Genomic DNA, 12,757 nt, shown 5'->3' with positions numbered 1-12,757 from the left:
TTTATATAGATATGCATAAAACAAGTCTTTCTATTCAAAAAAGAGAATGACTTCCTATGACATTCTCTTTTTTACAGTATTACCAATATATATTTATTTAGACCTCTTTAAAACTTCTATTATAAATTCCCAAACTCTTTTCGTTGATGATATACTTAATTTTTCATTTGTAGTATGAATTCCTTCTATATTCGGACCAAAAGAAATACAATCCAAATCACTTATTTTATTTGAGAAAATACCACACTCTAATCCAGCATGTATCGCTTTGATCTCAGGTTCTTTATGATATTGCTCTTTATATACTTCAATGAATAAATCACGTAAAGGAGATTCTTTACGATACTCCCATGCAGGATATATTCCACTAACTGAAATTTCTCCTCCTAAAAATTCAGTCAGATATTTCAATTTTTCTATTAGCTCATCCTTCTTCGTTTCGATTGAACTTCTTAGACCTGAATGTAATGAAAATGTTTCATGTCCTAATGTTATGATGCCTGCATTTAACGAAGTTTCTACAAGTCCTTTGATATCTGCACTCATTTCTTGTACTCCGTCTGGTATATTTCTTAATAAAAAAAGAACCAGTTCCCTTGATTTTGGTGTCAAGACTTCTATTTTACTTTGTTCTTTAATAACTCCTGTAACAGTTACATCTGGATCGCTAGTCTTGAACTCATTTTTCAAAATTTTATCATATTTTTCAATTAATGATTTAAATTTTTCTTGATCTTTAACATCTATTAGAATTTGAGACGTTGTCTCTCTAGGAATTGCATTATCTTTGGAACCTCCTTCTAATAACGCAATTGTAAAAGGCATAATATTGCTAAGTTCATGTAAAATTCTTCCCATGATTATGTTGGAATTTCCTCGCTTTTTATCAATTTCTATACCAGAATGGCCTCCTAATAAACCATTTACCTTTACTTCACAAAGCAATCCTTTCACCATAAGATAATCAACTGGAAGTTGACACATTACTTTAGCACCACCAGCACAACTAATTAAAAAAATTCCTTCTTCTTCAGAATCAATATTTATCAAGCGTTTCCCTTTCAACGTAGATAAATCTATTTCAGTTGCACCAATCAAACCAATTTCTTCATCTACAGTGAAAACAAATTCTAATGCCGGATGCTCTAATCCTTCGGAAGCTAAAATTGCTAATGAATAAGCAATTGCAATACCATCATCTCCTCCTAATGTAGTACCGTTAGCATAAACATAATCTCCCTCAACCCTTAAATCTAAACCATCTTTTTCAAAATCAATATTACAGTCCTTATCATTTTCACAAACCATATCTAAATGTCCCTGCAAAATAATAGTAGGAGCATCCTCATATCCTTTACTTGCATTTTTCTTAATGATAACATTATTCCATTCATCTTGTATATAATCGAATCCGTGTTCTTTCGCAAAATCAACACAATAATCACTAATATGTTTTGTGTTTTTGGAACCATGTGGTATTTTGCTTATTTCTTCAAAATAGTGAAATACTAATTTCGGTTCTAAATTATTAAGGCTATCCATTTTTTTCCTCCTCTTTTTTTGATGTAATCATTTTGTCATATTTTTTCCAAAAAATCAATCTTCTATGTAGATAATAGGACATAGTTAAAATATGATTTCTTTTGAAAAATATTCATAATATAAATTTAAAAAGTGAAGTATATGAAATACCTCACTCTTTCTCTCTTTTTTTATGATAAATAAATACAATTATGAAAGCTAAGGTTCCCATAATTGAAATGGATGCACTTATTTTCAAATAAGGAGTATGATATCTAAATACTACGTTGTGTTCACCCGGTTCTAGAAATGTTCCCAAATACATAGAATTAGCTTTTAAAACTTCTTGTTTTTTTCCATCTACATAGACTGTCCATCCCTTACTATAAGGAATAGAAAGAACCAAAAATTTTGATCGTTCCAAAGTAATAGTACCAGATATTTTATTAGTATCTATTTTTATACTATTTAAAGTATCTTCCTTTAATTTTTTAACAGCTTGTTCAAAACCATTCATCGGCTGACAAACAACAGCCAATTCTTCAAAACTATACTCTCCTTGTTTTAAAAAAGTCATTTTTATTTGATTACTTTCTTTTTGATTATAGTTTAAATTACATAAAAAGCTGTCACGGCCACAATAAGCTCGTTCTCTTTCCGTTAAAAGTTCTACTACTTTATTTTCGTTTTCTCCTTCAACTTTTATTTTGTATTTTCCACTAATCATCTCTTTAGAAACACCGATTTTATTTAAAACAAGATAAGTCTCGCTATTCTTTAATCCTTTAAAATTTAATGTTACAGTAGAGTTTTTCTTTGAGGTGATAATTTTATTACCAATAATCTTGGTATTTTTATCAGGGGTTATTGTATAATCTACTTTTTTATCAGTAAATGATAATTCTGATTCTTTCATATTGTTAATTTTTTTATCAAGTACAACTCCTTGTAAAAAAGCCCACTGCTTTTGCGTTACTGATAATGAGTCATACGTTTCCTTCGAAATATAATTCTCATAAGTATATCCCAAAGGCAGATAATTATCTGTAGTATAAACTTGATAACCCTTTTTATTGGCAACCTCTGATGTAACTAGCTTTTTATATCCATAAGGTAAATCTTTCGTTCTGTTATTCTTTATTATAAAATATTTTACAGATGCAAGAGTATCTAAAATTGTTCGATTATCTAATGTAGAATATGAATAGTCTCTTGGTGTATTAATAAAGTTCTCCTCATAAAATTTACTGATATTACCATCTGCCATACTAAATCGATATCCAACACCAAATAAATTCTCTAAAACTGAAGAATTATATACAAGTTTATTACCTTTATCCTGATCATAACGAAATACTGAATCATCTTTTATATTTTTCACCAAACTGCTAGGTGAATTCATGATTTGGTTATATGCCTTACCGGATTCTTTAAATTCACTCACATAATTCTCTTGATTTTCTGAAAAGATAAAATAAGCATTTATTCCAATCCCAATACAGGTAATGCCAAGAATTAAAATTTGGATAAAACGTTTGGATTTTAAAACATTACCAATCATTAATATAAGTATAACATTAATAACTAAAATACCTAATGCGGAACAGACACATTTATAACAATCTACTGATAACCTGCTTGTTATAAAAAGATATAATCCTGTATATAAAATAGTAAAAATAAAAATAATTTTCTTATCTTTCTTATTAAGCTCAAAGAATTTAGGTATCATATCAACAGAAATAAAAGCTACTAACAATGCATAACCCCAAATCCAGCGATTCTGACTTGATGAAAATCCATTAAACAGAAATCCAAAAAATGGGAATAAATAAAAAATGGTAGTTAATAACAAACCTATTTTAAGAGCCAATTTATCTTTTTTTTGCGTAAATAAAACAAAAATAGATACTAAAGCCATAGTAGAAAAATTCAAATGCGTATAGGCACTTGTATGTTTTGCGGAGATAAAGCTGAGGAATGTATTATAATATTGTTGTTCTAAATATAATAAAGGGATTGTTTTTGCAGCACCATACCTAGCTGAGCCGACAACTAACATTGCATTGGGTAAAAAAATAATCATGGCAATACAACTTCCAATCAAAAAATAACCACTAAATTTCATTACCCATTTCAGTAATTCTTTTATCTCAATCTTTTTAAAAAGAATAACATAACGAAAAACTGCATATAGAAAAATTAATATTGCCAACATATAAAAGAAATAAAAATTACTAATTGCTGAAACAGCTGTAGCAATAATAAATAAATAAGGTTTCTGTTTTTTGAAAATTTTTTCTATTCCTATTAAGAGAATCGGAAAGTAAATCATTGGATTAATAAAATATGGGTGTCTTACTGATACAGACATACCATAACCACAAAAAACATAAATAATAGCACCAACTAAGATTGCAAAATTATCTTTTCCTCGGCTTCTACAATAAATAGAGAACGTAATTCCAGCTAAATAAAGTCGAACTATAATCAAAATATTATATAAATATTCCATTTTAGCAGCAGGTACAAAAATTGCAAATATATTTAAAGGATCTCCTAGTGCATAATAATGTAATGTAGTTATAATATCTGAACCATAGCCGATACTCATATCCCACATAGGGATAACAAAAGAATGATTAACAAAAATATTCTTGAATATCTGCCTCAACCAGCCGCCTAAATAGGTCAAAGCTGGTAAATGTTGTGTCAAACCATCCATATGCCAGACAAATGACCTGTTTTTTAAAATAAAATATATATATATAATACAAGCCATAAATGCAAAAAGTATTGTATAACTAATAAAGTATTTTCTGGCTGATTTTTTAACTATGATATCTTTGTTACTCATTAATGTAGTTCTCCTTCCAGCTTAAATATATAAAGCTATTACATGTTAAAAAAAGATGAATCTATCATAATCTATCCTTCTAAAATTTGTCAATATTAAATATTTGATTTTCTTTTATTTCATAAATGAAATCTGCGAGATTCTCTATCATTTTCCTATCATGACTCACAATTAATAAAGTCCCTTCATATTCAAGCAATAACTTTTCTAACCCTTCCATTGCATAAATATCAAGGTGGTTCGTCGGTTCATCCAAAATAATGAAATTGCAACCTGAAACTAATAATTTAGCAATAGCAGTTTTTACACGTTCTCCACCTGATAAAATCGCAATCTTTTTAGAAAAATCATTTTCTCTCATATAAAGGTTAATTAACACTGCTCTACAGATATGTTCAGGAACAATTGCTGTAGTCATTACATTTTCAAGTACTGTCTTCTCTAAATCTAAATTTTCTTGATTCTGTGAAAAATATCCTACTTTGGCTTCTGATGTAATAAAGGTGTAATCTTCATGGTTCATTAAACATCGTATTATAGATGTCTTCCCAGTGCCATTATCACCTGTTAGAAACGTCTTTTTTCCACTTAATACTTGAATTTTCACATCTTTAACTATAACTTTATTATCATAGCCTATTGAGAGACCATCTATTCTTGCAGCAACTTTTGCTTTCATTTTCTGCTGTTCTCCAAATTTCATAGATACTTTCGGTAATTCCTTCGGCCGCTCCTTTTCTTCTAGTTGTTCCATTCTGCTTTTTAAAGCCTTTGCTCTATTCTGAACACGACCTTGTTTTATGGAAGCATTCCCTTTATAAAGCATCCATTCACTACTAGACATTTTCTTGGGAGTCTTACTAATTTTTTGAGCTTCCTGTTTGACTTGCCTCATCGTTTTTTCTAAACGTTTCTTTTCATTACGATATTTCCCATATTCAAATTCTGCAAATTCTCTTTCTCGTGTTTTCTGCTTCATCCATGTATTATAATTACCGGGAAATATTCTTAATTCTCCATCTTCTAATTCCCAGATCTGATTACAGACTTTATCTAATAATTTTCTGTCATGAGATACTAGAACGATAGCACCTTTATAACCTATCAGCATGTTTTCCAGCGTTTGTATTCCATTTACATCTAAATTTGTAGTAGGTTCATCTGCCAATAAAAGTGCTGCATGTTTTGAAAAGGCAGATGCTATTGCTAATCTGGTCTTTTCTCCTCCACTCTTAAGCATACTTTGACTTAACTTCATTTGACTCAAAAATTTCCCATCCGAAATGCCATCGGATTCTCCTCTTTGTGATATCTTTGCTATATCACAATTACATTTTATCATACCCTTTTCATATGGGATTTCACCACACAAAATATCTAAAAATGTACTTTTACCAGCACCATTAGGTCCTATAAGACCAATTCGATCGCCATCATGGATCTCAAACTTTTTAATATCCAGTACAGTTTGTATCCCATATTCTTTCACTATATTCTGTCCCAATAATAGCATAAAAAAACCCTCCTTAAACTTTCGTTCAGAAAGGATTTAACAACAAAAATATACGCAGAATAACTCTGCAAAAAAACATGATGTTAAAATAATGACTGAACGAAATGACATAAAAATTCAACTTATAAAAATATATAAGTCTAGTGAACTATCATTTTAATGTTTCAATCATTATCTCTTCATATTTATAAATACCACCTTTTATTCTTATTCTGCTATCAGTATAGTAAAAATATCCAATTTAGTCAATGGAATTTTTAATTTCATTTTGCAGTTTTTTACTTAATCCATTAAAAACTAAATGATAAGATTTATCTGCCATATCCTTTAAAATTTCATCTGGTACATCTCCATCCAAATTGACAGAATTCCAATGCTTTTTATTCATATAATAACCAGGATTAATATCTTCAAATTGTTTTCTTAGAAAATCTCCATCCAAAGGGTCTAGTTTTAAAGTTACAATGGTATCATTACCGTTATTGTTTTTACATATTGCAGCAAACATTTTGCCACCAACAAGATATCGAGTCCATTGCCATTCTACCTTAAAATCTTTCTTTGTTCCTTTATGTGATAATAAAAACTTGTCTAACCATGGATAATTCATTATTTTTCCTCCAATTTAATATTTTTTTAAATATAACACGTAAAACACGACAACTAACTGTCATATTTCATACATTTATTTTGCATTTGTAATACTTGTTCTTGATATTCTTTTTTAAAATCAGCAGGCTCCAATATTTCTACGTGTTTACCAAAACTTAGAATCCATCGAAGCAGATATTCTCTATTACTGAAATCATACTCAAAAATAAGTGTATTATCTTCTAATTCTTGAAAACTATCGATACCATATTCATCAATTAATCTCCATTTAACATCAGCGTCAAACTTGGCAATAAAATGTATTTCATTTCTAAAGTATTGTTCTATCTGTTTTTCATAAGATTTTATTGGACGTGCAAAAAAGAATTCTTCTAAAATATGTAACTGTAAAATACGATTTAATTTAAATAATCTAAAATCTTTACGCTTGATGCAATATCCCCATACATACCAATTTGCCCATTGAAATATAAGTAAATAAGGTTCAATTACTCTTTTATTCTCTCCTTTTTCATAATAATAATTGAAAGCAACCATTTGATTCTGATCAATTGCGTTACGCAGACTTTCAATTTTGGGGGCTATTGTACTCTTATAATGAGATGACAGATCAATTAATATATGTCCACTGGAATCATAAATGGATTCTTTTTTATATTCTATATCATGACTTAATTTTTCCATAAGTTTTCTATACATACTAGAATTTGATATACTGTCTAAACTCTTGATACCAGCTAAAATTGCCTGCATTTCCTTTGAAGTAAGTAACGTCTTATCAATTTTATAGTCATCTGAAATAGATATCCCGCCATGAATTCCCTGGGTTGTTATAATAGGAATCCCGGCTTTACATAAATCTTCGATATCTCTGTTTATCGTCCTTCTTGATACTTCATATTTTTCAGCAAGGTAAGGAGCTGTTACTTTACCTTTTTGTAATAATATGAAAACGATTCCAACTAAACGGTCAATTTTCATTTTGTTCACCTACTTACTTTTCTCTATATTGTTTCATTTATTCTTATTTATTATAATTTACTATGTCGAAATAGGCAATAACATCAGAAAAACAAGTAAGATACAATTCAGCATAATATTAATTTCAAATTGCATATGTTAGAATTATATCTTTTTGAGGAGCTGTAAAATAATATGAATCTTTTAAAAACCTCCGTGTTTAACTGTCTTTTTGTATGCAGTCTCATTTTTTTTCTATTCTTTTTATTACTGTTTCCGAAGGAATCTTTTAATGCGGCACTTAATGGACTGGTTTTGTGGTTTCGAATGATTATTCCGGCTCTTCTTCCATTTGCAATTATTTCAGGTATATTTATACGTTTTCACATTGCAGACTATTTTTCCTTTTTATTTAAACCAATAATTGGAACGATATTTGACCTTTCTAACGAAGGTAGTTTTTGTGTTTTAGCAGGATTTCTTTTTGGTTACCCAATGGGAGCAAAAATAGCTAATGATTTGGTTGTTGATCGTCAACTTTCTAAAAATGAAGGGGAATATTTATTTCTTTTCTGTAACCAGGCAAGTCCTGTATTTATTTTGAATTGCGTAGCAATCAATTGCTTTAAAAATGAAAATTTGTTTCTACCAATTTTTATCATATTACTATCAACTTCAATAACAATTGGGATTGTTTTAAGAAAATTTTTTTATAAGTCCTTAAAATGGGATTCAAAAGAGAAGGTGCTGAAATCTTTAAATGATAATACTTCTCCCTTTGAGATATTAGATAGTTGTGTAATGAATGGTGTTGATACCATATTAAAGCTTGGTGCTTATATTATTTTATTTTCTATTATAGTAAAAATGGTAGAAATCATACTGAAAGACTTTTATTATTTAAAAACACTTATAATAGGATTTTTAGAGATGACAAATGGCATTTCATACATCTCATCATTAAATACATCTTTCCAGATTCATTTTTTGTTTGTACTATTTTGTGTATCATTTGGCGGAATTTCCTGCATCTTCCAAACTGCTTCCATGGTAAAAAACAGTCATTTTTCTATGATCAAATATTTGATCGTAAAAATAATGACTGCTTTCATTTCCATTCTTTATGGAATTTTGTATTTAAAATTTATTTATTAGGCCGTTTCTATCTGCTCAAATTGAGAGTTGTATAATTGTGAATAAAAGCCATTTCTTTCTAATAGATCTTTATGATTACCTTGTTCTATAATATCACCATTATTCATTACTAAGATTAGATCTGCGTCCCGTATGGTAGATAATCTATGAGCAATAATAAAACTGGTACGGCCTTCCATTAAATTATTCATAGCTTTTTGAATATGAATTTCAGTTCGTGTATCTACTGAACTTGTTGCTTCGTCCAAAATTAATATTTTAGGGTCAGCTAAGATTGCTCTCGCAATGGTTAATAACTGTTTTTGTCCCTGCGATACATTATTCGCTTCTTCATTTAATTCCATATGATAACCATCCGGTAATGTTTGAACAAAGTGATGAACATATGCTGCTTTTGCTGCTTCGATAACCTGTTCGTCAGTTGCATCTAAATTTCCATATCGTATATTTTCCATAATACTTCCGTTAAATAGCCAAGTGTCTTGAAGAACCATACCAAACAATTGACGTAACTCTCCTCTGTTAAAGTCTTGAATATTATTTCCATCTAACAAAATGGCTCCATCATTTACATCATAAAATCGCATTAATAATTTTACAATTGTTGTTTTACCTGCACCAGTTGGACCTACAATAGCAATTCTCTGACCTTGTTTTATTTTTCCATTAAAATTATGAATAATAACATTTTCAGGATTGTAACCAAACTTAACATTTTTAAATTCTACATTTCCTTGAATTTGGGAGATATGTTTTGGATTTTCAACTGTTTGTACTTCTTCCTGTTCATCTAAAAACTCAAATACTCTTTCCGCTGCTGCTGCAGTTGATTGAAGCATATTGGATACCTGGGCAATTTGTGCTAATGGCTGCGTAAAACTTTTTGTATAGGAAATAAAAGATTGTATATTTCCAACCGTGATTCGTCCTTTTATGGCAAAATACCCGCCAATAATAGCGACTGCTACATAGCTGAGATTTCCAATAAAAGTCATTACAGGCATCATAAGACCAGACAAAAATTGTGCTTTCCATGCCGAATCATATAGTTTTTCATTTGATTTTTCAAATTCATTAATTGCTTTTTGTTCTCCATTAAAAACTTTAACTATGTTATGGCCACTGAAAATTTCCTCTACCTGACCATTTACGTTGCCAAGAAAAATTTGTTGATTCTTAAAATGCTTTTGAGATTTTTTAACTACTATACTAATAAGTAACATGGAAATAGGAAGAGCTAACAATGCAATTAATGTCATAATCCAATCAATTGAAAACATCATGATTAAAATTCCTATTACTGATAATATTGATGTAATCATTTGTATTGCACTTTGACTTAAACTTTGAGATAAAGTATCAATATCATTGGTAATAACAGAAAGAACTTCACCATGTGTTTTTTTATCAAAATATATCATAGGCATTCGGTTTATTTTTTCTGACAATTCTTTTCTCAATTGATAAGTTAATTTCTGAGATATAGTAGAAATAAAATATCCGAGTACATATGAGCATAATGTACTTATAATATAAAGTAATAAAACCATTAGTAATATGTGATGTAATTTACCGAAATCTATTCCATTGCCGCCTGAAAACTTGCTAATTACACCATTGAACAATTCAGTCGTTGCATTCCCAAGTATTTTAGGACCAATAATTGCAAATATCGTACTTCCAATCGAAAAAATTACTATTAAAAGAATTGAAATTTTATATTTCGCTAAATATTTTCCTAATTTGGCCATAGTACCTTTAAAGTTTTTGGCTTTTTCTCCCTGCATCATTGCACCTGGTCCATGTCCAAATGATTGTCTGTTTTTTGACATTCTTTTTTGATTAGGCAATTACTCCACCTCCTTGCATTAATTCCTCTTCAGATAATTGGCTATAAGCTATATCACGATACACCTCACAGCTTTCTATAAGATCTTTATGTTTTCCCATTCCTACTATATTTCCCTCATCAAGTACTACAATTTGATCTGCATTAATAACAGTACTGATTCTTTGTGCAACAATAATTATTGTTCTATCATTTAATTCATTTTTTAAAGTTTGTCTTAATATCCTATCTGTTTTATAATCCAATGCTGAAAAACTGTCATCAAAAATAAAAATATCAGCATCTTTTGCAAGTGCTCGGGCTATTGCTAATCTTTGTTTTTGACCTCCGGATACATTATCTCCATTTTGAGCAATAGAATCTTTATATTTTTCTGGTTTTTCATCGATAAAATCAGATGCTTGGGCAATTCTTGCTGCCTTTTGAATTTCTTCATCTGATATGTTATCTTTTCCATAAGCAATATTTGATTCAATAGTTCCTGAAAATAATAATGCTTTTTGAGGTGCAAATCCAATTTTCTCCCTCAAATTATGTTGCGAAATTTCTCGTATATCAATCCCGTTAACTGTTATCATTCCTTCTGTAACATCATATAACCTTGGAATTAGATTAATTAACGTTGATTTACCGCTGCCTGTACTTCCGATAATTGCAGTCGTCTCACCTGGTTTTGCAGTAAATGAAATATGATTTAAAACATTTTCCGTAGCTTTTGGATATCTAAAAGAAACTTCTTTAAATTCCACGTAACCTCGATCTCTATTATCAAAACTCTTTGTATCATCAGGATCCAAGATTGTTGCTTCTGTATCCAAAACTTCACAAATACGTTTGGCCGAAACAATCGCTCTAGGTAAAATAATTGACATCAGTGAAAGCATTAAAAATGCCATAATTATTTGTATGGTATATTGAATAAATGCCATAATATCTCCTACCTGCATTGAACCTTTATTTACGGAATCCGCTCCAACCCAAAGTATAAGTATACTTATTCCGTTCATAATAAACATCATTGTCGGCATCATGAACATCATAACACGATTTACAAATAAGTTAACCTTTGTCAAGTCTCTATTGGCACCATCAAAACGTTTTTCTTCATAACGTTCTGTATTAAAAGCTCGAATAACCGGAAGTCCTGTCAAAATTTCTCGTGCGACCTGATTTACCTTATCTACTAATTGTTGTACTTGTTTAAACTTAGGCATAGCTACTTGCATCAATATAAGAATTAGCAATAGCATTGCACCTACTGCAACTCCAATAACCCAAAACATATCACTTCCTGTCCTGGTCACTTTAATTAACGCTCCAATTCCAATAATAGGTGCATAAACAATCATACGTGCCATCATAACAAGCAGCATTTGTATCTGTTGAATATCATTTGTTGAACGAGTAATTAAAGATGATGTTGAAAATTTATTAAGTTCTTGATTCGAAAAATGTAATACTTTAGAAAAGACACTACTTCTCAAATCTTTCGATACTTTTGTACCAATTTTAGCCCCTAATAAGGTGACTAATATCGTAGTACCCATTGCTAATAATGCAACCAATAACATCTTAAGCCCTGTAAACACAATATACTTTATTTGAATCGATTTTACATCCATATTTATAGCATTATATTCACCTTTTAAATAAGAAATCCCAAACTGCTTCGTTATACTGCTTCCTAAAGAATCAAACTTTTTTTCAAACTCTTTTACCAGCTCATTAATATTTTCTTCTGGCATTTTTGTAATTACTGCAAAAACATCAGTTCCTTCTGGAATAGACTGCAAAAAAGAATTTTTCATCGCATCGCCATTCTCTTTTTCAGAATTCTTTCCAGATAATTGACTAATATCCGCTGAAAGCATATAAGTGATTAACATAGGAGTTTTAAGCTTTGCTTCTATTTTATTCTTTTCTTCTTTTGCTAGATTTGATTTTAAAACATATATTCCTTCTTTTTCAATAATAGGATATTTTGATTTATATGAACTAAATTTTTCCTTGCTTAAATTCTCTTTTGAGCAAAATTTATAATATTGCAAAATGTCCTCTTGCTCTTTTTTTGTAAATAAAAGTACTTTATCCATTTCGCTTTTTCGAATTGCATCAGGCACTAATGAATCTATTCCTCCTTGCTGTATACCTACATTAACAATATTTGATGTATAAGCTGGAAGTGATAAATCACAAGCCGCCTGTATAATCAGTAGTACAATTACGAACAAAATTGAAACTTTCGTTTTCGCTAAAATTTTTCTGAATTCTTTCATGTTTACTCCTTCCT

General features: G+C 29.7%; 8 protein-coding genes. 1 reads left to right on the top strand and 7 read right to left on the bottom strand.

The features are described from left to right. Positions 1 to 93: 93 nt before the first annotated feature. The 5 genes from DWV06_RS11690 to DWV06_RS11670 form a co-directional block, all read right to left on the bottom strand. Positions 94 to 1,542 carry an aminoacyl-histidine dipeptidase gene (locus DWV06_RS11690; RefSeq protein WP_115482363.1) on the bottom strand — a complete coding sequence of 483 codons (1,449 nt, stop codon included), beginning with the start codon at positions 1,540 to 1,542 and terminating at the stop codon, positions 94 to 96. Positions 1,543 to 1,693: 151 nt separating this feature from the next. Continuing rightward, positions 1,694 to 4,378 carry a YfhO family protein gene (locus DWV06_RS11685; protein WP_115482362.1) on the bottom strand — a complete coding sequence of 895 codons (2,685 nt, stop codon included), beginning with the start codon at positions 4,376 to 4,378 and terminating at the stop codon, positions 1,694 to 1,696. A gap of 79 nt (positions 4,379 to 4,457) precedes the next feature. Beyond that, on the bottom strand, positions 4,458 to 5,891 hold the full coding sequence (abc-f, locus tag DWV06_RS11680; protein ID WP_115482361.1) for a ribosomal protection-like ABC-F family protein: 1,434 nt from the start codon (positions 5,889 to 5,891) through the stop codon (positions 4,458 to 4,460). Between the two features lie 241 nt (positions 5,892 to 6,132). Beyond that, the gene (locus DWV06_RS11675) at positions 6,133 to 6,501 is read right to left on the bottom strand and encodes an MmcQ/YjbR family DNA-binding protein (RefSeq protein WP_115482360.1); all 369 of its coding nucleotides are present in this window, start codon (positions 6,499 to 6,501) and stop codon (positions 6,133 to 6,135) included. A gap of 53 nt (positions 6,502 to 6,554) precedes the next feature. Then, a complete protein-coding gene (locus DWV06_RS11670; RefSeq protein WP_115482359.1) occupies positions 6,555 to 7,484 on the bottom strand; it encodes a helix-turn-helix transcriptional regulator in 930 nt (309 codons plus the stop codon). Positions 7,485 to 7,658: 174 nt separating this feature from the next. On the opposite strand from DWV06_RS11670, the gene DWV06_RS11665 reads away from it, so the two are divergent. Further along, a complete protein-coding gene (locus DWV06_RS11665; RefSeq protein WP_115482358.1) occupies positions 7,659 to 8,618 on the top strand; it encodes a transporter in 960 nt (319 codons plus the stop codon). Here the strand turns inward: DWV06_RS11665 and DWV06_RS11660 are convergent. After that, positions 8,615 to 10,450, bottom strand: a complete 1,836-nt coding sequence (locus DWV06_RS11660) for an ABC transporter ATP-binding protein (protein WP_115482507.1) — start codon at positions 10,448 to 10,450, stop codon at positions 8,615 to 8,617. The genes DWV06_RS11665 and DWV06_RS11660 overlap by 4 nt on opposite strands. 10 nt (positions 10,451 to 10,460) lie before the next feature. Further along, entirely contained in the window at positions 10,461 to 12,743 is a 2,283-nt protein-coding gene (locus DWV06_RS11655; RefSeq protein WP_115482357.1) for an ABC transporter ATP-binding protein, read from the bottom strand. Between the last annotated feature and the right edge of the window lie 14 nt (positions 12,744 to 12,757).

Source organism: Anaerosacchariphilus polymeriproducens (genome assembly GCF_003363435.1).
In the GTDB taxonomy this organism is placed as follows: domain Bacteria; phylum Bacillota; class Clostridia; order Lachnospirales; family Lachnospiraceae; genus Anaerosacchariphilus; species Anaerosacchariphilus polymeriproducens.
This window is presented reverse-complemented; position numbering and strand designations above follow the sequence as displayed.